Origin of the sequence: Mycobacterium sp. NPDC049093, assembly GCF_040704635.1 — a bacterium.
Lineage (GTDB): Bacteria > Actinomycetota > Actinomycetes > Mycobacteriales > Mycobacteriaceae > Mycobacterium.
Genome location: NZ_JBEZJS010000005.1, coordinates 23,478 through 44,161, shown reverse-complemented (window position 1 = coordinate 44,161; position 20,684 = coordinate 23,478). Strand labels below are relative to the sequence as shown.

The 20,684-nt window shown below is 67.6% G+C and carries 23 protein-coding genes; 20 read left to right on the top strand and 3 right to left on the bottom strand.

Features of this window, described 5'->3' with window-relative positions:
- The first annotated feature begins 5 nt into the window (after positions 1-5).
- The 5 genes from mshA (at position 6) to regX (ending at position 4,627) form a co-directional block, all read left to right on the top strand.
- Positions 6-1,313, top strand: coding sequence for a D-inositol-3-phosphate glycosyltransferase (gene mshA, locus AB0876_RS20445; protein ID WP_526042800.1), 1,308 nt, complete (start codon positions 6-8; stop codon positions 1,311-1,313).
- Positions 1,310-1,807 (top strand): YbjN domain-containing protein, encoded by a 498-nt coding sequence (locus tag AB0876_RS20440; protein WP_526042799.1) that lies wholly within the window; start codon positions 1,310-1,312, stop codon positions 1,805-1,807. Before mshA ends, AB0876_RS20440 begins: the two co-directional genes overlap by 4 nt.
- A gap of 50 nt (positions 1,808-1,857) precedes the next feature.
- Positions 1,858-2,601 (top strand): phosphoglyceromutase, encoded by a 744-nt coding sequence (locus AB0876_RS20435; protein ID WP_491840388.1) that lies wholly within the window; start codon positions 1,858-1,860, stop codon positions 2,599-2,601.
- A gap of 143 nt (positions 2,602-2,744) precedes the next feature.
- Positions 2,745-3,932, top strand: coding sequence for a sensor histidine kinase (locus AB0876_RS20430; protein WP_064957086.1), 1,188 nt, complete (start codon positions 2,745-2,747; stop codon positions 3,930-3,932).
- A gap of 8 nt (positions 3,933-3,940) precedes the next feature.
- A complete protein-coding gene (regX, locus tag AB0876_RS20425) occupies positions 3,941-4,627 on the top strand; it encodes a two-component sensory transduction protein RegX (protein WP_055110471.1) in 687 nt (228 codons plus the stop codon).
- 4 nt (positions 4,628-4,631) lie between these two features.
- Here regX and AB0876_RS20420 read toward each other — a convergent pair whose 3' ends face one another.
- The gene (locus AB0876_RS20420) at positions 4,632-5,417 is read right to left on the bottom strand and encodes a DUF3109 family protein (protein WP_064957085.1); all 786 of its coding nucleotides are present in this window, start codon (positions 5,415-5,417) and stop codon (positions 4,632-4,634) included.
- A gap of 149 nt (positions 5,418-5,566) precedes the next feature.
- Here AB0876_RS20420 and AB0876_RS20415 point away from each other — a divergent pair, with 149 nt between their 5' ends.
- The 9 genes from AB0876_RS20415 (at position 5,567) to AB0876_RS20375 (ending at position 13,189) form a co-directional block, all read left to right on the top strand.
- The gene (locus AB0876_RS20415) at positions 5,567-6,538 is read left to right on the top strand and encodes a Ppx/GppA family phosphatase (protein ID WP_064937749.1); all 972 of its coding nucleotides are present in this window, start codon (positions 5,567-5,569) and stop codon (positions 6,536-6,538) included.
- Positions 6,539-6,568: 30 nt separating this feature from the next.
- Positions 6,569-7,702, top strand: coding sequence for an Rv0497 family membrane protein (locus tag AB0876_RS20410; RefSeq protein ID WP_526042798.1), 1,134 nt, complete (start codon positions 6,569-6,571; stop codon positions 7,700-7,702).
- A gap of 47 nt (positions 7,703-7,749) precedes the next feature.
- Positions 7,750-8,595, top strand: a complete 846-nt coding sequence (locus tag AB0876_RS20405; protein WP_055110467.1) for a sugar phosphate isomerase/epimerase family protein — start codon at positions 7,750-7,752, stop codon at positions 8,593-8,595.
- Between the two features lie 33 nt (positions 8,596-8,628).
- On the top strand, positions 8,629-9,441 hold the full coding sequence (locus AB0876_RS20400; protein ID WP_526042797.1) for an acyl-CoA thioesterase: 813 nt from the start codon (positions 8,629-8,631) through the stop codon (positions 9,439-9,441).
- Positions 9,442-9,476: 35 nt separating this feature from the next.
- Positions 9,477-10,337 (top strand): pyrroline-5-carboxylate reductase, encoded by an 861-nt coding sequence (proC, locus tag AB0876_RS20395; protein WP_491840391.1) that lies wholly within the window; start codon positions 9,477-9,479, stop codon positions 10,335-10,337.
- Between the two features lie 138 nt (positions 10,338-10,475).
- Entirely contained in the window at positions 10,476-10,703 is a 228-nt protein-coding gene (locus AB0876_RS20390; RefSeq protein WP_003882954.1) for a cell division/environmental response transcriptional regulator, read from the top strand.
- A 118-nt stretch (positions 10,704-10,821) separates the two neighbouring features.
- Entirely contained in the window at positions 10,822-10,923 is a 102-nt protein-coding gene (locus AB0876_RS20385) for a 30S ribosomal protein bS22 (protein WP_003402602.1), read from the top strand.
- A 29-nt stretch (positions 10,924-10,952) separates the two neighbouring features.
- Entirely contained in the window at positions 10,953-12,089 is a 1,137-nt protein-coding gene (locus AB0876_RS20380) for an SDR family oxidoreductase (RefSeq protein WP_491840392.1), read from the top strand.
- A 29-nt stretch (positions 12,090-12,118) separates the two neighbouring features.
- Positions 12,119-13,189 (top strand): lysophospholipid acyltransferase family protein, encoded by a 1,071-nt coding sequence (locus AB0876_RS20375; RefSeq protein ID WP_526043042.1) that lies wholly within the window; start codon positions 12,119-12,121, stop codon positions 13,187-13,189.
- A 94-nt stretch (positions 13,190-13,283) separates the two neighbouring features.
- Here the strand turns inward: AB0876_RS20375 and AB0876_RS20370 are convergent, their stop codons facing one another.
- Together AB0876_RS20370 and AB0876_RS20365 are read right to left on the bottom strand one after the other, a co-directional pair.
- Entirely contained in the window at positions 13,284-13,817 is a 534-nt protein-coding gene (locus AB0876_RS20370) for an FAS1-like dehydratase domain-containing protein (RefSeq protein ID WP_064882272.1), read from the bottom strand.
- Between the two features lie 108 nt (positions 13,818-13,925).
- Positions 13,926-14,819, bottom strand: coding sequence for an HAD family hydrolase (locus tag AB0876_RS20365; RefSeq protein ID WP_491840394.1), 894 nt, complete (start codon positions 14,817-14,819; stop codon positions 13,926-13,928).
- A 38-nt stretch (positions 14,820-14,857) separates the two neighbouring features.
- Between AB0876_RS20365 and AB0876_RS20360 the strand changes: the two genes are divergently transcribed.
- Genes AB0876_RS20360 through AB0876_RS20335 form a run of 6 tightly spaced genes read left to right on the top strand, consistent with a single transcriptional unit; the run spans position 14,858 to position 20,682 of the window.
- Complete coding sequence (locus tag AB0876_RS20360) at positions 14,858-15,142, top strand: glutaredoxin family protein (protein ID WP_491840395.1); 285 nt, start codon at positions 14,858-14,860, stop codon at positions 15,140-15,142.
- Positions 15,143-15,194: 52 nt separating this feature from the next.
- Positions 15,195-16,553 carry a glutamyl-tRNA reductase gene (locus tag AB0876_RS20355; protein ID WP_491840396.1) on the top strand — a complete coding sequence of 453 codons (1,359 nt, stop codon included), beginning with the start codon at positions 15,195-15,197 and terminating at the stop codon, positions 16,551-16,553.
- A 24-nt stretch (positions 16,554-16,577) separates the two neighbouring features.
- Positions 16,578-17,513 carry a hydroxymethylbilane synthase gene (gene hemC, locus AB0876_RS20350; RefSeq protein WP_055110460.1) on the top strand — a complete coding sequence of 312 codons (936 nt, stop codon included), beginning with the start codon at positions 16,578-16,580 and terminating at the stop codon, positions 17,511-17,513.
- Positions 17,510-19,186 carry a bifunctional uroporphyrinogen-III C-methyltransferase/uroporphyrinogen-III synthase gene (locus AB0876_RS20345; protein ID WP_526042796.1) on the top strand — a complete coding sequence of 559 codons (1,677 nt, stop codon included), beginning with the start codon at positions 17,510-17,512 and terminating at the stop codon, positions 19,184-19,186. Before hemC ends, AB0876_RS20345 begins: the two co-directional genes overlap by 4 nt.
- A gap of 54 nt (positions 19,187-19,240) precedes the next feature.
- Positions 19,241-20,251: a porphobilinogen synthase gene (gene hemB / locus AB0876_RS20340; RefSeq protein WP_526042795.1), complete on the top strand. Its 1,011-nt coding sequence runs from the start codon at positions 19,241-19,243 to the stop codon at positions 20,249-20,251.
- Complete coding sequence (locus AB0876_RS20335; protein WP_491840398.1) at positions 20,248-20,682, top strand: hypothetical protein; 435 nt, start codon at positions 20,248-20,250, stop codon at positions 20,680-20,682. Before hemB ends, AB0876_RS20335 begins: the two co-directional genes overlap by 4 nt.
- Positions 20,683-20,684: the final 2 nt, after the last annotated feature.

Genomic DNA, 20,684 nt, shown 5'->3' with positions numbered 1-20,684 from the left:
GAGGTGTGCGTCTAGCGTCAGACCTCGAGCTTCCCCGCCGCGTTGCGGTGATTTCCGTACACACTTCGCCGCTGGCGCAGCCGGGCACCGGTGATGCCGGCGGGATGAATGTCTACGTGCTGCAGACTGCGTTGCAGCTGGCCCGTCGTGGCGTCGAGGTGGAGGTTTTCACCAGGGCCACCTCCTCGTCGGACGCCCCGGTGGTGCCGGTGGCGCCGGGGGTGTTGGTGCGCAATGTGGTGGCCGGGCCGTTCGAGGGCCTGGACAAGTACGACCTGCCCACGCAGCTGTGCGCGTTCACCGCGGGGGTGTTGCGCGCCGAGGCGACGCACGAGCCCGGCTATTACGACGTCGTCCACTCGCACTACTGGCTGTCCGGTCAGGTCGGCTGGCTGGCCCGGGACCGCTGGGCGGTGCCGCTCGTGCACACCGCGCACACCCTGGCCGCGGTGAAGAACGCCGCTCTGGCCGCCGGTGATTCGCCCGAGCCGCCGCTGCGCGCGGTGGGGGAGCAGCAGGTGGTCGACGAGGCTGACCGCCTCATCGTCAACACCGAACATGAAGCGCAGCAACTGGTTTCGCTGCACCACGCCGATCCGGGACGGATCGATGTGGTGCATCCCGGGGTTGACCTGGATGCCTTCACCCCGGGTGATCGCGACGCGGCGCGGGCAGTCCTGGGCATTGCGTCCCACGAGCAGGTGGTGGCGTTCGTGGGCCGGATCCAGCCGCTCAAGGCGCCCGACGTGCTGTTGCGGGCCGCCGCCAAACTGCCCGGGGTCCGGGTGCTGGTCGCCGGCGGGCCGTCGGGCAGTGGCCTGGCCGAACCCGACACCCTGGTTCGTCTTGCCGACGAACTGGGTATCACCGACCGCGTGACGTTCCTGCCCCCGCAGTCCCGCGAACAGTTGGTCAACGTGTACCGCGCCGCCGATCTGGTCGCGGTGCCCAGCTACTCCGAGTCGTTCGGCCTGGTCGCGATCGAGGCCCAGGCTTGCGGGACGCCCGTGGTGGCGGCCGCGGTCGGCGGCCTGCCGGTCGCGGTGGCCGACGGGGTCAGCGGCGCCCTGGTCGACGGACACGACGTCGACGACTGGGCGGCCGCCATCGACGGCGTCCTGCAGCGCGATCCGGGTCCGTTGCGCCTGGCTGCCGCGGCCCACGCCGCACAGTTCTCCTGGGCGCACACCGTCGACGCCCTGCTGAACAGCTATGCCCATGCCATGAGTGACTACCGGTCCCGGCACCGCAGGCCGTCGGGTCGGCGTCCGGGGCGCCGGTTCGCGCTGCGCCGTGGGGTGCGGGCCCTATGAGCGACGTCGTAAAGACCATCACCGACAGCCTCGACGAGCACGAGCTGGTCTACCACCATCACGAGGGCGCACGCGGCGGCCTGCCCGGCATCGTCGTCGAGTTGCCGGGGGAACGGAAGCTCAAGACCAACACCATCCTGAGCATCGGCGAGCATTCGGTGCGCGTCGAGGCGTTCGTGTGCCGCAAGCCCGACGAGAACTTCGAGGGCGTCTACCGGTTCCTGCTCAAGCGCAACCGCAGGCTCTACGGCGTCGCCTACACCCTCGACAATGTCGGCGACATCTACCTCGTCGGCCGGATGTCGCTGGAGTCGGTCAGCGCCGACGAGATCGACCGCGTGCTCGGCCAGGTGCTCGAAGCCGTCGACGCCGACTTCAACACCTTGCTGGAGCTGGGTTTCCGCTCCTCCATCCAGAAAGAGTGGGAGTGGCGGGTGTCGCGCGGTGAGTCGCTGAAGAACTTGGAAGCGTTCGAGCACCTCATCGACGACTGAGTGCTCGTGAGAAGATCACACGGCCCGCACGCGAGGAGGAAGACTAACCCATGCCGACCCTGATCCTGCTCCGCCACGGTGAGAGCGACTGGAACCAGAAGAACCTGTTCACGGGATGGGTCGACGTCGACCTCACCGACAAGGGCCGCACCGAGGCCGTCCGCGGCGGCCAGCTGCTGGTCGAGAACGACGTGCTGCCCGACGTGGTCTACACCTCGCTGCTGCGTCGCGCGATCACCACGGCCAACCTGGCACTGGACGCCGCTGACCGGCACTGGATCCCCGTGCACCGCGACTGGCGGCTCAATGAGCGGCACTACGGCGCGCTGCAGGGCCTGGACAAGGCTGCGACCAAGGAAAAGTACGGCGAAGAGCAGTTCATGGCGTGGCGGCGCAGTTACGACACCCCGCCGCCGGCCATCGAGAAGGGCAGCGAGTTCAGCCAGGACGCCGACCCGCGCTACGCCGACATCGGTGGCGGTCCGCTGACCGAATGTCTCAAGGACGTCGTGACCCGGTTCGTGCCGTACTACGAGGCGACGATCGTGCCCGACCTCAAGGCCGGCAAGACCGTCCTGATCGCCGCCCACGGAAACTCGCTGCGTGCGCTGGTCAAGTACCTCGACGGAATGTCCGACGAGGAGGTCGTCGGCCTGAACATCCCGACCGGCATCCCGCTGCGCTACGACCTCGACGAGAACCTCAAGCCCCTGGTCGCAGGTGGTCAGTACCTCGACCCCGAGGCAGCCGCCGCCGGTGCCGCCGCCGTCGCCGCGCAGGGTGCCAAGAAATAGTTCGCTGGACACGCAGGCGTGCGGGCAAACAGCAGGTTACCGAGGGTTAACGACAGCCGAACTCCTGTATTTGTCGGTGTGACTTGTCCCGTTTTGGCCGCACGCTGCTGGGATGACGTTCACCGTGTGCGTACGATTTTCGCGTGAGCTTGGTGTCGGCGTTACTGCTGACGGCGGTCGTGTCGTTGCTCGCGCTGATCGTCGGTGCGGGGGTGGCCGCCGTGGTCGCCCCCCGCATCGTGGCCAAGCGGCAGCAGCGCGAGGCTGATCAGGCAGGCCTGACGGTGTCGCAGATGCTGCAGCACATCGTGTCTGCAGCGCCCAACGGCATCGTCGTGGTCGACACGTTCAACGACGTCGTCTACGCCAACGACCGTGCGACCGAACTCGGTGTCGTGCGTGACCGCCTGCTCGACGACCGGGCGTGGCGCGCAGCCGAGCAGGTGTTCGCCACCGGCCAGCCCATCGACGTCGATCTGTCGCCCCGCAAGCTCCCGCACCCCGGGCGGTCGGGCATCTCGGTGCGCGGCTGGGTGCGGCCGCTGAGCAGCGAGGACCGCCGCTTCGCGGTCGTCTACGCCGACGACCAGTCCGAGCACGCCCGGATGGAAGCCACGCGGCGCGACTTCGTCGCCAATGTCAGCCACGAGCTCAAGACCCCGGTGGGGGCCATGCGGGTGCTCGCGGAGGCGCTCCAGGCCTCCGCTGACGACCCCGACATGGTGCGCCGCTTCTCCGACAAGATGGTGGCCGAATCGCTGCGGCTGGCCGACATGGTGGGCGAGCTGATCGAACTGTCCCGGCTGCAGGGCGCCGAGCGCCTGCCCGATCTGGGGGCCGTCGACGTCGACACCGTGGTGTCCGAGGCGCTGTCGCGGCACAAGGTGGCCGCCGACAAGGCCGACATCTCGATCACCACCGATGCCGCGACCGGCTACCGGGTGCTGGGGGACCAGACCTTGCTCGTGACGGCCATCGCCAATCTGGTGTCCAATGCAATTGCGTACTCGCCCAACGGATCCGGCATTTCGGTGAGCCGGCGCCGGCGGGGCGGCAGCGTCGAGATCGCGGTCACCGACCGCGGTATCGGAATCGCCAAGGCCGATCAGGAACGGGTCTTCGAGCGGTTCTTCCGGGTCGACAAGGCCCGGTCGCGCGCCACCGGCGGTACCGGGCTGGGCCTGGCGATCGTCAAACATGTGGCCGCGAACCACAACGGAACCATCCGGCTGTGGAGTCAGCCGGGCACCGGGTCGACATTCACTTTGTCGATTCCGGCCTATCCCGAAACCGATGAGTCCACAGGTGACTCAGACGACCGAGAGGATTAGCGAGACCGATGACCAGCGTGTTGATCGTTGAGGACGAGGAGTCGCTGGCCGATCCCCTGGCATTCCTGCTCCGCAAGGAAGGCTTCGAGGCCACCGTGGTGGCCGATGGTCCCTCTGCACTGGCCGAGTTCGAGCGTTCCGGCGCCGATATCGTCCTGCTGGACCTGATGCTGCCGGGGATGAGCGGTACCGATGTCTGTAAGCAACTGCGTGCCCGGTCCAGCGTGCCGGTGATCATGGTCACCGCACGGGACAGTGAGATCGACAAGGTCGTCGGCCTCGAGTTGGGTGCCGATGACTATGTCACCAAGCCGTATTCGGCCCGCGAGCTGATCGCGCGGATCCGGGCGGTGCTGCGGCGTGGCTCCGACACCGACGACAGCGCGATCGGTGACGGCGTGCTGGAAGCCGGCCCGGTCCGGATGGATGTGGAACGCCACGTCGTGAGCGTCAACGGCGAGCAGATCACGTTGCCGCTCAAGGAGTTCGACCTCCTGGAATACCTGATGCGCAACAGTGGCCGGGTGCTCACCCGCGGCCAGCTCATCGACCGGGTGTGGGGCGCCGACTACGTAGGCGACACCAAAACCCTTGACGTGCATGTCAAGCGGCTGCGGTCCAAGATCGAGTCCGATCCAGCCAACCCCGTGCACCTCGTCACGGTGCGAGGCCTCGGCTACAAGCTGGAGGGCTGAGTTCTCACTCGGTGTGCTCGGCGGCGCGGGTCGCCGGATGCACGGCGACCAGGCCCAGCGCGCTGCGCCGCCGGCACATCGCGGCCAACTCGGCGTAGGCCTTCTCGCCGAGCACCGCGGTGAGCTCGGGGGCGTAGGACTCGAACACCGGGCGGGCGCCGACATGGGCGGCGGGGTCACCGGTGCAGTACCAGTGCAGGTCCGCACCGCCCTCGCCCCAGCCGCGCCGGTCGTACTCGGTGATGACGGTGCGCAGGACCTGGGTGTCGTCGGGCCGGGTGATCCATTCCTGGCTGCGCCGGATCGGCAACTGCCAGCACACGTCGGGCTTCATGGTCAGCGGCTCGACCCCGAGCTTGAGGGCCTTGCTGTGCAGCGCGCATCCGATGCCGCCGGGAAAGCCCGGGCGGTTCAGGAAGATGCACGCCCCCTTGTACTTCCGGGTCCGCAGGTTCGGCTTGCCGTCGTACTCGTCGTCCTCCAGGAAGCCCTTGCGGCCCAGGCCCTTGTCCCGGAACTGCCAGTCCTCGTCGGTCAGCTGTTTGACCGCGTCATCGAGCCGGGCCCGGTCGTCGTCGTCAGAAAGGAATGCGCCATGCGAGCAGCAGCCGTCGTCCGGGCGGCCCTCGACGGTGCCCTTGCAGGCCGGTGTGCCGAACACACACGTCCAGCGGGACAGCAACCACGTCATATCGGCCGCGATCAGATGGGTCGCGTCCTCCGGGTCATAGAACTCCACCCATTCGCGGGCAAAGTCGAGTTCGACTTCGCCGGGATGCACATCTGTCACGGCGCAAACGGTACCCCTATATGGCGGAACGCATTTCCCAACCGCAGGACGACGCACGGTGGGAAGTCCCACAGCCCGGGCAGGCCCATCTCGGGGGTTGCGGGAGGTCCGGCCACGAAGCGCTGGTCGGCTGCGGTTAGGTTGGTGCAGTGCGGTTAGGCGTGCTCGATGTCGGGAGCAACACGGTTCATCTCCTTGTGGTGGATGCACGCCGTGGCGGACACCCGACCCCGATGAGCTCCACCAAGGCAGCGTTGCGACTCGCCGAGGCCATCGACAGCTCCGGCAAACTGACCCGCAAGGGTGCCGACAGCCTGGTGGCCACCGTTGACGAGTTCGCCAAGATTGCCACCAGCTCGGGTTGTGCCGAATTGATGGCGTTTGCCACCTCTGCGGTGCGCGACGCCACCAACTCCGAGGAGGTGCTGGCCAGGGTGCGGGCCGAGACCGGGGTTTCCCTCGGCGTGCTGAGCGGGGTCGACGAATCCCGCCTGACGTTCCTGGCGGTGCGCCGCTGGTACGGCTGGAGCGCGGGCCGCATCATCAACATCGACATCGGCGGTGGCTCGCTGGAACTGTCCAGCGGGGTCGACGAAGAGCCGGAGGTGGCGCTCTCGCTGCCCCTGGGAGCAGGCCGGTTGACCAGGGAGTGGTTGGCCGAAGACCCACCTGGGCGGCGCCGGGTCGCGATGCTGCGGGACTGGCTGGCCACCGAGCTCGCCGATGCCGGCACCACCATGCGGCGCTCCGGCAACCCGGACCTCGCGGTGGCGACGTCGAAGACCTTCCGATCGCTGGCCCGGCTCACCGGGGCGGCCCCCTCAGGTGCAGGCCCGCGGGTGAAGCGGACCCTCACCGCGGCTGGATTAAGACAGCTCATAGCTTTCATCTCTAGGATGACAGCGGCTGACCGTGCCGAACTGGAAGGGGTGAGTGCCGAGAGGGCACCACAGATCGTGGCCGGTGCTTTGGTAGCTGAGGCTAGTATGCGAGCACTGGAGATCGATTCCGTCGACATTTGCCCCTGGGCGTTGCGGGAGGGGTTGATTCTGCGGAAACTCGACAGCGAGGCCGACGGCACAGCCTTGGTAGAGACGTCGGCGCGGGACGCCGGTCGTTAAGGAAAAGCTAGCCCCAAAGGCAACATAGGTATGACAGGACCAGAGAACAGCCCATCCGGCACCCGACCGATCTCGGTCGCCGAGTTGCTGGCAAAGAACGGGACGATCGGGGCACCCCCGGTCGGCGGTCGCCGTCGGCGCCGGCGCGGTAACAGCGACTCGGTGACGGTCGCCGAACTCACCGGCGAGATCCCGATCATCACCGATGACATGGAGCCCGAACCCCTCGACGAGTCGGTTCCCGCGCCTGATCCACTGGTCGACACCGCCGTCGTGGCCCCGATCCGCGATGAACCCCGCGAAACACGCGAGCCCCGCGAACAACCGCGGGACGAGCCGCGGGTCCGCAACGGCGGCCCCCGGCCCCCTCGGGTACCTCGGGTCAAGCCGCCCAGGCCGGTGGAGCCCGAAGAGGTGCGCACCGAGGCCGAGGACGACTACGACGCGCACCTGGCGGCACGTGACGCCGACCCGGAGCCGATCGAATTCCGGCCACGTCCGCGCCGCGCGCAGCCCAAGACGCCGGCACGCGACTACCGGCCGTCGGGTACCGGCGCCGAGCGGATGAGCCCCGACCCGCTCTACGACCTCGGCGCGGACGACGCCGCAGAGCCGGCCGACGCGCTTGTGGAGGCCGACGCGCACGACCTCGATGTGGACTCCGTCGACGACACCGGCTACGACGACTACGCGGGTGACGACTACGACGACGAATACGGCGATCGTTCCTACGCTTCGCTCGGCCCGTTGTTCGGCGGCGGGTCCGTCGTCGACGAGCAGGCCCGCCGCCCCCGTGGCCGCGACGAGGTCGATCTCGAACACGACGGAGACCTGTCCGAGGGCACCGGCACGGCCGGCGATTTCGATGAGCACGACGAATTCGACGACGAGCAGCCGCCCGCCTCCCCGATGGTCCGCGGAATGTGGATCGTCGGCCAGTGCGTGATCGCGGTGGCCTTCGGGGCCGGCCTGTTCGTCGCCTTCGATCAGCTGTGGAAGTGGAACACCATCGTCGCGCTGGTGCTCGGGGTGCTGGTCATCCTCGGCCTGGCCGGTGGCGTGCGGGTGGTCCGCAAGACCGAGGACATCGGCAGCACGCTGACCGCGGTGGCGGTAGGGGCCCTGGTGACCTTCGGACCGCTGGCGCTGCTGCAGGCGAGTTAGCGCCTGCGCACGCGAGGAGTGAAGCAGCCTCAGTACACAATTGGGTTGTGCGCCCCGCCATCAAGATCGGTCTGTCCACCGCCTCGGTCTATCCGCTGAGGACGGAGGCTGCCTTCGAGTACGCCGCCCGTCTCGGCTACGACGGTGTCGAGCTGATGGTGTGGGCGGAATCGGTCAGCCAGGATATCGACACGATCGCGAAGATGTCGGCGCACTATGGCGTGCCGGTGTTGTCGGTGCATGCGCCGTGCCTGCTGATCTCGCAGCGGGTGTGGGGTGCCAACCCGATCCCGAAACTGGAACGCAGCGTGCGGGCCGCCGAACAACTGGGCGCGCAGACCGTCGTGGTGCATCCGCCGTTCCGCTGGCAGCGACGCTATGCCGAGGGGTTCAGCGACCAGGTCGCCCAACTGGAGGCCGACAGCGAGGTCCTGGTGGCGGTGGAGAACATGTTCCCGTTCCGGGCCGACCGGTTCTTCGGGGCGGGCGGTACCTCGGTGGAGCGGATGCGCAAGCGCGGCGGCCGGCCGGGCCCCGGCATCTCCGCCTTTGCGCCGTCCTACGACCCGCTGGACGGCAATCACGCGCACTACACACTCGATCTGAGCCACACCGCGACGGCGGGCACCGACGCGATGGACATGGCCCGGCGCATGGGCGACGGCCTGGTGCACCTGCATCTGTGCGACGGCAAGGGCGCCTCCACAGACGAGCATCTGGTTCCGGGCCGCGGCACCCAACCCACCGCCGAGGTGTGCCAGCTCCTGGCCGCGGGCAATTTCTCCGGCCATGTCGTCCTCGAGGTCACCACGTCGGCGGCGCGGACGGCCACCGAACGCGAGGCGCTGCTGACCGAGTCGTTGCAGTTCGCCCGTACGCACCTGTTGCGCTGAACCCGATTCCGCCTACCCCAGTAGAGGACGCACATGACCGGTTCCACCCTGTTCACCGATGCCATGGAGCTCACGGCCGCCGGCGACGGCGTCTATCACGGTGAGCTCAACGAGCATTGGACGATCGGGCCCAAGGTGCACGGCGGCGCCATGCTCGCGCTGTGTGCCAACGCCGCCCGCACCGAGCTGGGCACGTCCGCGCAACCCCTCGCGGTCTCGGGAAACTACCTGTGGGCGCCGGATCCCGGTCCGATGCAGGTGATCACCACGGTCCGCAAGCGGGGCCGCCGGATCGGTCTGGTCGACGTCGAACTCCGGCAGGGCGAGCGCACGGCGGTGACGGTGGCGGTGACCCTCGGCGAGCCCGAGCATCATGTGCCGCCGCTGCTGTCGTTCAACCCCGTGGTGCCGCTGATGACGCCAGAACCCCCGCCCGGGCTGGAGCCGATCGGACCGGGGCATCCGATGGAGCACGTCGTGCACTTGGCGCACGGCTGTGACATCCGCCCGGCGCTGCACACCATGGGGCCGCGCACCGACGGCGGGCCGCCGGTCTTCGAATACTGGGTGCGGCCGAAGGGTGTCGCTCCGGACGTCCTGTTCGCGCTCCTGTGCGGCGATGTGTCGGCTCCGGTGACATTCGCCGTGGAACGCACCGGTTGGGCGCCCACGGTCCAGCTGACGGCCTATCTGCGGGCCTTGCCGGCCGACGGCTGGCTGCGCGTGATGTGCACCTCGGTGCAGATCGGCCAGGACTGGTTCGACGAGGACCACATCGTGGTCGACTGCGAGGGCCGCATCATCGTGCAGACGCGTCAGCTGGCGATGGTCCCCGCGCCGGGCTGACGGCGCTGACGCGCGGACATGGAATGCTGTCGCCCATGTCGAGAATCGCGATCATCGGCGGCGGAAGCATGGGCGAGGCGCTGCTGTCGGGGCTGTTACGGGCTGGTAGGCAGGTCAAGGACCTGGTGGTTGCGGAGAAATATCCGGACCGGGCCAAGTACCTGTCGGAGAAGTACTCGGTGCTGGTGACCTCTGTCGCCGATGCCGCCGACAACGCCGCCTACGTGGTGATCGCGGTGAAGCCGACCGATGTCGCGAGTGCGATCGACGAGATCGCCGATGCGGCGGCCCGCGCCGATTCCGACACCGCCGAGCAGGTGTTCGTCAGCATCGCGGCCGGCGTCAGCACGTCGTACTACGAGAACAAGCTGCCGGCCGGGTCGCCGGTGATCCGGGTGATGCCGAACTCGCCGATCGTGGTCGGAGGCGGGGTGAGCGCTCTGGCGGCGGGCCGGTTTGCCACTGCCGAGCAGCTCAAGGAGGTCTCGTCGATCTTCGATGCGGTCGGTGGCGTGCTCACCGTGAACGAGTCGCAGCTGGACGCGGTGACTGCGGTGTCCGGGTCGGGGCCGGCGTACTTCTTCCTGATGGTCGAGGCGCTGGTCGATGCGGGCGTGGAATCGGGTCTGTCGCGCGCGGTGGCCACCGATCTGGCGGTCCAGACGATGGCGGGCTCGGCGGCGATGCTGCTCGAACGTCTCGATGAGGTGAACGCCGCCGGAGGCGCTGCGCTGGACACGACGCCCGCGCGACTGCGGGCAATGGTGACCTCGCCGGCCGGTACCACCGCCGCTGGACTGCGGGAACTGGAGCGCGGGGGACTGCGGGGTGCGGTCTCCAACGCCGTTCAGGCCGCGAAAACGCGCTCTGAGCAGCTCGGAATTACATCTGAGTAATTAGATTAATTCCAACTGATTAGCCCACACCCGTCGCAGTAACCCCACCCGCCACGCTATTCTCCCTTTGTATGCGCGGGTCGGTGCCAGCGGTGGGGAAGCCGCTGGAACTGCCTGTGCCTGATTGATTGGGTTGCGATGACGTCTATGAACGGGCCATCGGCGCGGGATGCTGGCGACGGTCAGCCTCGGGCTCAATTTCTGACGGTCGCCGAAGTGGCGAGCTTGATGAGGGTCTCGAAGATGACGGTGTACCGGTTGGTGCACAACGGTGAACTGCCTGCGGTTCGAGTGGGCCGATCGTTCCGGGTCCACGCCAAGGCGGTCCACGATCTGCTGGAGTCTTCGTACTTCGACGCCGGATAGGCACACACCGCAGCGGTCTGGGCGCAGTGAGCAGGCTGGCGTTTTCCGTTTCGGTGGTAGGCCCGGGTAAAGTGACCGGGTCAACCATCCAGCGTGAGTAGCGGAGACACCAGACTTTATGGGCTCAGTCATCAAGAAGCGGCGTAAGCGTATGTCGAAGAAGAAGCACCGCAAGCTGCTTCGCCGTACCCGGGTGCAGCGTAGAAAACTCGGCAAGTAGCTTTCCGCTGCGGCCGCTAGGCTGAGCCGATGGATTCTGATGGTCGTTCGGGGGGACGCCCGACGGGAGTCCCCGGGTCTTCTGATGCGGATTCGTCCGGCGGAGGCAAGTCCGCCGGTACGGCTCCCTCTCCGAAAGTCGTTCTGGTCACGGGTGCGTGCCGGTTCCTCGGTGGTTATCTGACCGCCAGGCTGGTGCAGAACCCGGCGATCGAGCATGTCATCGCCGTTGACGCGGTGGTGCCGAGCAAGGACATGATGCGCCGGATGGGGCGGGCGGAGTTCGTCCGCGCCGACATCCGCAACCCGTTCATCGCCAAGGTGATCCGTAACGGGAACGTGGACACCGTCGTGCATGCCGCGGCGGCGTCCTACGCTCCGCGCTCCGGAGGTCGCGCCACGTTGAAGGAACTCAACGTGATGGGCGCGATCCAGCTGTTCGCCGCCTGCCAGAAGGCACCGTCCGTTCGTCGGGTCGTGCTCAAGTCCACCTCCGAGGTGTACGGCTCGAGCTCGCGCGATCCGGTGATGTTCAGCGAGGAGAGCAGTGCTCGTCGTCCGCCGGGCGACGGGTTCGCCCGCGACAGCATCGACATCGAGGGCTATGCGCGGGGTCTCGCCCGGCGCCGTCCTGACATCGATCTGACGATCCTGCGGCTGGCCAACATGATCGGGCCGGCGATGGACACCGCACTCTCGCGGTATCTGGCCGGTCCGGTCGTTCCTTCGGTCGTCGGGCACGACGCACGGCTGCAACTGCTGCACGAACAGGACGCCCTGGGCGCGCTGGAGCGTGCATCGATGGCAGGCAAAGGGGGCACGTTCAACATCGGCGCCTCGGGCATCATCATGATGAGCCAGGCGATCCGGCGTTCGGGACGGGTTCGGCTCCCGGTTCCGAGCGGGGCGTTGTCGGCGATCAATTCGCTCAGTCGCGCAACGCGTTACACCGAACTCGACCGCGATCAGATGAACTATCTGAGCTACGGCAGGGTCATGGACACTACGCGAATGCACAGGGATCTGGGTTACAGTCCCAAGTGGACGACGGCCGAGGCATTCGACGACTACGTCCGTGGTCGTGGATTGACACCGATACTCGATCCGCGATGGGTACGCTCAATGGAGAGTCGCGCCATGGGGGTGGCGCAGCGTTTGGGATATTAGGACTGGCTCTATCCGGGGTGGGAGAAGGTATCGACGTGGCGGCTGAATCCAAGGCGAAAGTTATTCCGCTACACGGGAACTCGAACCGTTCGGCGGCCGCGCGCCGCGCGGCGGCGCGGTCCGACAGCGCCCGTCGTCATCCGTCGGTCCTGGCCGATCCGGGAAGCCGAGCCTCGGCCGAGCAGATCGCCGCGGTGGTGCGGGAGATCGATCAGCGGCGCAGCGGTGCCTCGGGCTCGTCCGTCGACGAAGGCCCCAGCGAACTCGTCAAGGGCATAGCAGCGGTCTCGGAATTCATCCGCACCCGGATGACCGGTGAGTACTCGGTGGACGAGTTCGGGTTCGACCCGCACATCACCAATGCAATCTTTCTGCCTTTGCTGAGAACGTTTTTCCGATCCTGGTTCCGGGTCGAGGTTTCCGGTATCGAGAACCTGCCCGAGAGCGGCGCGGCGCTCGTGGTGGCCAACCACGCCGGGGTGCTGCCCTTCGACGGGTTGATGACCCAGGTGGCCGTTCACGATCACCATCCGCTCAACCGCGATCTGCGTCTGCTCGCCGCGGACCTGGTGTTCGATCTGCCGATGGTCGGGGCTGCCGCACGCAAGGCCGGGCACACCATGGCCTGCACCGCCGACGCGCACCGGCTGCTCGCCAACGGCGAGCTCACCGCGGTCTTCCCGGAAGGCTTCAAGGGGCTGGGCAAGAACTTCAAGGATCGCTACAAGCTGCAGCGGTTCGGCCGCGGCGGCTTCGTTTCCGCAGCTCTGCGGGCCCAGGCGCCGATCGTGCCGTGCTCGATCGTGGGCTCGGAGGAGATCTACCCGATGATGGCCGACGTCAAGCTGCTGGCCCGGTTGCTCGGTCTGCCGTACTTCCCGGTGACCCCGCTGTTCCCGCTGGCGGGCCCGCTCGGCCTCGTGCCGTTGCCCTCGAAGTGGCACATCCAGTTCGGTGAGCCGATCGAGACGGTCGACTACGACGAGAGCGCCGCCGACGATCCGATGGTCACCTTCGAGCTGACCGATCAGGTCCGCGAGACCATCCAGCACACGCTGTATCAGCTGCTGGCGGGGCGCCGAAACATGTTCTTCGGCTGAGCTTTTCGCCTCTCCTCTTTACCGCGACCGGTAACAAAACTGCCCACTTCCTTGCGGAAGTGGGCAGTTTTATACGTGCTCGCGCAAAGAAAAATCAGGCGCCGGACTTTTGCCCAGCAACCATCTTGGCGATCGCGGCATCGCGCGCCGCGGCGATCTGTGAACTGATCTCGTCGGCCTCGTCGATGGCCGCCTCACCGAGCATGGTGACGATGCTCGTGGCTACCGGGTTGCCGTCGTCGTCGGTGACCTCGGCCCGGACCTCGGCGATCACGGTGCCGTGCGACTCGATGACCGAGTCTAGGTAGGAGTCGAACCACAGCTTGTCGCCGACCATGATCGGCCGGTGGAAGATCAGCTTCTGGTCGCGGTGCAGCACGCGCTCCAGATTGATCGGGATGTCGAACTTGTCGAACAGCTCGAGCTGGACCCGTCGGCCGGCCACGGCGAGGAACGTCACCGACGCCACCACGGAGTCGTGGCCGAATTCCTTGGCCGCCTCGGCGTCATAGAGCGCGGGATGGTCGTCCTTGACCGCGCGGGCGAACTCACGGACCTTCTCCCGGCCGACCTCGAAGTAGTCGGGGTACCGGTAGTGCGTCCCGATGATGTTTGCGGCGATGCTCATATTCCCTGCGCTGTTCGGTATGCGGTGCGCGGTGCGCACGAAACGTGCATGGCTGTGGGGCCCGCGTGGTGTGACCCGCCGCGGAAGCTTATAACGCGTCCTGCTAGCTCAGCGAATGTCGTGGCGGCGGGAGGCCGCGGCGGCCAGCGCACCGCCCAGCGCGCCGAGCGCCAATGCCGACGGCACCCCGATGCGTGCAGCCTTGCGTGCGGTGCGGAAGTCGCGGATCTCCCAGCCGCGCTCCCTGGCCACGTCGCGCAGCGCGGCGTCGGGGTTGATGGCCACCGCGGTACCGACCAGGGACAGCATCGGCACGTCGTTGAAGCTGTCCGAATAGGCGGTGCACCGGCGCAGGTTGAGCCCTTCCCGAATGGCCAGGGACCGCACCGCGTGGGCCTTGCCGGTGCCGTGCAGGATGTCGCCGACCAGCCGGCCGGTGAACACCCCGTCGACCGATTCGGCGACCGTCCCCAGCGCACCCGTCAACCCCAGACGCTTGGCAATCGTGGCGGCCAACTCGTAGGGCGTCGCGGTGACGAGCCACACCTGCTGCCCGGCGTCCAGGTGCATCTGGGCCAGCGCCCGGGTTCCCGGCCAGATCTTGTCGGCGATGATCTCGTCGTAGATCTCCTCGCCCAGCTCGACGAGCTCGGCGGTGGAGCGGCCCTCGATGAACGCCAGGGCCTTCTGCTTGCCCTCGGCGACGTCGTCGCTGTTCTCCTTGCCGGTGAACTGGAACTTGGCCTGGGCGTAGACGATGCCAAGGATGTCGCGGTAGGTGAAGTACTTGCGGGCGGCCAGGCCGCGGGCGAAGTGCACCAGCGACGATCCGTGCACCAGGGTGTTGTCGACGTCGAAGAACGCCGCGGCCGTCAGATCGGGCGGCGGCACCGGCGTCCCGGTGGGGTCGGTGTCGGACTCGAGCTCGGTCACTGCGAGTTCGGCGCTGGCCTCGGCGGCAAGCTCCTGTTCGAGCGCATCGGCACTACCGGATTCGGGCACGAATTCACCCTAAGTCACGCGGCCGGGATACTGGCGCTATGGAGGGCGAGCGGGCGGGTACCAGCGGTCGAGCCACTGTGACGTTGCTGACCCGGGCGGGCTGCAGCATGTGTGAGCGGGCGGCGCAGGAGCTGGGCGCATTGCATGAAGAACTGGACTTCGAGCTGGTGACGACGGACGTGGACGTCGCCGCCGGTGCGGGCGACACCACGCTGCGGGCCCGCTACGGCGATCTGTTGCCGGTGATTTTGCTGAACGGGACCCAGCACAGCTATTGGGAAGTCGACGAGCAGGCGCTTAGGGCCGACCTTCCCACCAGATGAAATTTGGTGGGCGGGCCGGAAACGATTACCTTGGTGACGTGGTGATGAAGCCGTGAGTGTGCTGCTATTCGGGGTTTCGCACCGCAGCGCGCCGGTGTCTGTTCTCGAGCAGTTGAGCACTGACGAGTCCGATCAGGCCAAGATCATCGACGAGGTGCTTCGCTCCTCTCTGGTCACCGAGGCCATGGTCCTGTCCACCTGCAACCGCGTCGAGATATACGCCGTGGTGGAGGCCTTCCACGGCGGTCTGTCGATCATCGGGCAGGTGCTCTCCGAGCACTCCGGGATGTCTCTCAACGATCTCACCAAATACGCCTACGTCCGGTACGCCGAGGCCGCCGTCGAGCACCTGTTCGCGGTGACCAGCGGCCTGGATTCGGCGGTCATCGGTGAAGCCCAGGTGCTGGGTCAGGTGCGTCGCGCCTACGCCTCGGCCGAGGAACACCAGACCGTCGGGCGCACGCTGCACGAGCTGGCCCAGCGGGCCCTCAACGTCGGCAAGCGGGTGCATTCCGAGACCGGGATCGACGCCGCGGGCGCATCCGTCGTCTCGGTCGCCCTCGGAATGGCCGAGACCAAACTCACCGGCGGGATCGCCGGGCGTACCGCGGCCGTGATCGGCGCGGGCTCCATGGGCGCCCTGGCCGGTGCGCACCTGGTGCGGGCCGGGATCGAGCGGGTTCATGTGGTGAACCGCTCACTGCCCCGGGCCGAACGCCTCGCGGAGAATCTCACCGAACAAGGCGTACAGGCGCAGGCCTTCTCCCTGGACCACCTGGAGGAGGCTCTGGTCGACGCCGACGTCGTGGTCAGCAGCACGGGCGCGGTGCGCCCGGTGGTCTCCCTGGCCGACGTGCACCATGCCCTGGCGCAGCGCAACGCCGCCGCCGGTGGCGATCGGCAGCTGGTCATCTGTGACCTCGGCATGCCCCGCGACGTGGATCCGGCGGTGTCGGGGTTGCCAGGTGTCTGGGTTGTCGACATGGACCGGATTCAGCGGGAGCCGTCGGCGCGGGCCGCGGCCACCGACGCCGATGCGGCCCGCACGATCGTTGCCACCGAGGTTGCCAACTACCTGGCCGGCCAGCGGATGGCCGAGGTCACCCCAACCGTCACCGCGCTGCGCCAACGCGCCGCCGACGTGGTGGAGGCCGAGCTGTTGCGCCTGGACAACCGGCTGCCCGAACTGGAGGCAGCGCACCGCGACGAGGTGGCCAAGACGGTCCGCCGTGTCGTCGACAAGCTTTTGCACGCACCCACGGTGCGGGTGAAACAACTCGCCAGCGCGCCTGGCGGGGACAGCTACGCAGAGGCTCTGCGGGAGCTGTTCGAACTCGATCCGCAAGCCGTCGAAGCTGTGGCGGCCAGCGAATTGCCCTTTATGACAACAGATCTCGATAAGTCTGAGTAGAGCTTGGTAGAAACGCGCGATACGGTGATCCGGATCGGCACCCGGGGTAGCCTGCTGGCGACCACGCAGGCCGGCACCATCAGGGACGCTTTACGAGCCGCAGGCCACCCCTGCGAGCTGGTGATCATCTCGACCGAGGGCGACCGCAACCAGGGCCCCATCGCCGACATCGGCGTCGGGGTCTTCACCGCGGCGCTGCGGGAGGCGATCCACGACGGCCGGGTGGACATGGCTGTTCACTCCTACAAAGATTTGCCCACCGCCCGTGACGATCGCTTTGTGATCGCCGCCGTCCCGCGCCGTGAGGACCCTCGTGACGCGCTGGTGGCGCGTGACGGATTGGTGCTCGGCGAGTTGCCGGCGGGGTCCGTGATCGGCACGTCGAGTGCGCGACGGGCCGCGCAGCTTAGAGCACTGGGTCTCGGTTTGGAAATCCGCCCCCTACGAGGCAACCTAGATACCAGGTTGAACAGGGTTACGAGCGGCGATCTCGACGCCATCGTGGTCGCCCGAGCGGGTCTGGCCCGTATCGGACGTCTCGATCAAGTCACCGAGTCGCTCGAGCCGGTGCAGATGTTGCCAGCGCCGGCTCAAGGTGCGCTCGCGGTGGAATGCCGCTCCGGCGACACCGAGCTGATTTCGGTGCTGTCGGAGTTGGATGACGCCGACACGCGCGCCGCGGTCACCGCCGAACGGACCCTGCTCGCCGAACTGGAGGCGGGCTGTTCCGCACCGGTGGGAGCGATCGCAGAAGTGGTCGAGTCCATCGATGAGGACGGCAATGTCTTCGAAGAGGTGTCGTTGCGCGGCTGCGTGGCGACGCTGGACGGATCCGACGTGATCCGTGCGTCCGGCATCGGAACTCCCGATCGGGCCGCTGACTTGGGTGTCTCGGTGGCTGCGGAGCTTTTCGAGTTGGGTGCACGCGAGCTGTTGGTAGAGCGCGGGAGTGAAGAATGACCATGCGAGGTCGCAAGGCGAAGCCCGGCCGCATCACATTTGTGGGCTCAGGCCCGGGAGATCCGGGGCTGCTGACGGCACGGGCACAAACTGTGCTGGCGCACGCCGAGTTGGTGTTCACCGATCCCGACGTCCCCGAAGCAGTGCTGGCACTGATCGGCACCGAGCTGCCGCCGGCATCCGGTCCGGCCCCGGCTGAGCCGGCCAAGGCCGACGCCGCCGGTGAGGACGCCGCCGGAACCCCCGACGCGGCGCAAGCCGCCATCATCGCGGGTGGACCTGAGGTCCGTCCCGCCCTCGGCGATCCTGCCGAGGTGGCCAAGACGTTGATCGCCGAGTCCCGTCACGGCTACGACGTGGTCCGCCTGGTCTCCGGCGACCCGCTGTCCGTGGACGCCGTCATCACCGAGATCGGTGCGCTGGCCAAGTCCCACATGAACTTCGAGATCGTCCCCGGACTGCCCGCCACCAGCGCGGTGCCTACCTACGCGGGCCTGCCGCTGGGGTCGGCGCACACCGTGGCCGATGTCCGCGGTGACGTGGACTGGGCGGCGCTGGCCGCCGCGCCCGGGCCGCTGATCCTGCACGCGACCGCGTCGCACCTGCCGGATGCCGCCCGCACCCTCATCGAGCAGGGCCTGGTCGACAGCACCCCGGCAGTGGTGACCGCGAGCGGTACCACCTGCCAGCAGCGTTCGGTGGAGACCACGCTCGGTGGTCTGCTCGACAAGGCCGTGCTGGAGAAGCCGGCCGGAAGTGAGCTGGCGGGGCCGCTGACCGGTCCGCTGGTCGTCACCATCGGCAAGACGGTGGCCAACCGGGCCAAGCTGAACTGGTGGGAGAGCCGCGCCCTGTACGGCTGGACCGTGCTGGTGCCGCGCACCAAGGACCAGGCCGGGGAGATGAGCGACCGGCTCGTGGGCCACGGCGCCCTGCCGATCGAGGTCCCGACCATCGCCGTCGAGCCGCCGCGCAGCCCCGCGCAGATGGAGCGCGCGGTCAAGGGCCTGGTCGACGGCCGGTTCCAGTGGGTGGTGTTCACCTCCACCAACGCCGTGCGTGCGGTGTGGGAGAAGTTCAACGAGTTCGGCCTGGACGCGCGGGCGTTCTCCGGCGTGAAGATCGCGTGTGTCGGGCAGGCCACCGCCGACAAGGTGCGGGCCTTCGGAATCAATCCCGAGCTGGTGCCGTCGGGGGAGCAGTCCTCACTCGGCCTGCTCGACGAGTTCCCGCCGTTCGACGAGGTTTTCGACCCGGTGAACCGGGTGCTGCTGCCCCGCGCCGACATCGCCACCGAGACGCTGGCCGAGGGCCTGCGTGAGCGCGGCTGGGAGATCGAGGACGTCACCGCCTACCGCACCGTGCGTGCGGCTCCGCCGCCGGCGCAGACCCGCGAGATGATCAAGACCGGCGGCTTCGACGCGGTCTGTTTCACCTCGAGCTCGACGGTGCGCAACCTGGTCGGTATCGCCGGTAAGCCGCACGCCCGGACCATCGTGGCCTGCATCGGACCGAAAACTGCTGAAACCGCAGCGGAATTCGGCCTGCGGGTGGATGTCCAGCCCGAGTCGGCCGCGGTGGGACCGCTGGTCGATGCGCTTGCCGAGCACGCCGCTCGACTGCGGGCCGAAGGGGCGCTGCCCCCGCCGCGAAAGAAGAGTCGCCGCAGATAAACGTCCGCCGAAACGGCATTCCGGCAGGTCTGCACTCGGAGTTCTTCTGCTGGAATGCGGTTTCGCGGAGGAGGAGACGCGCTAGTGACCTACCCGAGACACCGCCCTCGTCGCCTGCGTACCACGCCGGCAATGCGTCGTCTGGTGGCCCAAACTTCTTTGGAACCACGCCATCTCGTGCTCCCGATGTTCGTCGCGGACGGCATCGACGAGCCGCGAGCCATCAGTTCCATGCCCGGCGTGGTGCAGCACACCAGGGATTCGCTGCGCCAGGCGGCCGCCGATGCGGTGGCGGCCGGCGTGGGTGGTCTGATGCTGTTCGGCGTGCCCCGTGACGAGGACAAGGATCCGACCGGCGCCGTCGGCGTCGATCCGGACGGCATCCTCAACGTGGCCTTGCGGGATCTGGCCAAGGACCTGGGTGACGCCACGGTGCTGATGGCCGACACCTGCCTCGACGAGTTCACCGACCACGGGCACTGTGGCGTGCTGGATGCCGCGGGTCGGGTGGACAACGACGCGACCAACCTGCGCTACGTGGAACTTGCCGTGGCACAAGCGGAATCGGGTGCACACGTGGTGGGCCCCAGCGGAATGATGGACGGTCAGGTGGCCGCCATCCGTGACGGTCTCGATGCGGCCGGGCACGCCGACGTCGCCATCCTGGCCTACGCGGCCAAGTTCGCCTCGGCGTTCTACGGCCCGTTCCGCGAAGCGGTGTCGTCCAGCCTGGTCGGCGATCGGCGTACCTACCAACAGGATCCGGGCAATATCCGCGAAGCCGTGCACGAGGTCGAACTCGACATCGACGAGGGTGCCGACATCGTCATGGTCAAGCCGGCGATGAGTTACCTGGATGTGGTGCGCGCCGCCGCCGATATCGCGCCGGTACCCGTTGCCGCATACCAGATTTCGGGGGAGTACTCGATGATCTGTGCCGCTGCGGCCAATGGCTGGATCGACCTGCAGGCCGCTGCGCTGGAGTCGTTGACCGGAATCCGGCGGGCCGGGGCCGACATCGTGCTGACCTATTGGGCGGCCGACGTCGCCGGCTGGCTCGCGTGACCGATCAGGGGACCGAACAGGAACCGAGCCCGACCGGTCGTCCCGACGACGTCGACACCGGATTCTGGCTGTGGACGGCTGCTCTGGTGCTGATGGTGATCGGGTATCTGATCGATGCGTTGACTGGATCCGGCACCGGTGTGCAACGGTCCATGACGGTCGTCTTCTCGGTGATGTTCGTGGTGGTGCTGTCGTCGATCGTGGTGGCCTTCCTGATGCTGATGCGGCAGGGATATCGCTGGGCCCGCACGCTGTTGACCAGTGGGGGAATCGTCTCGGTGCTGCACGCGATCAGCAGCCTGTTCACCGGCGAACGCCAGGATGCGGCGGCGATGGGTTACGCGGTCACCGCGATCGTCGGGTCAGTGCTGATCGCGGGTGGGCTCTATCTGCTGCACCGCAAGGACGCCGACGGCTTCTTCACCCGCTGATT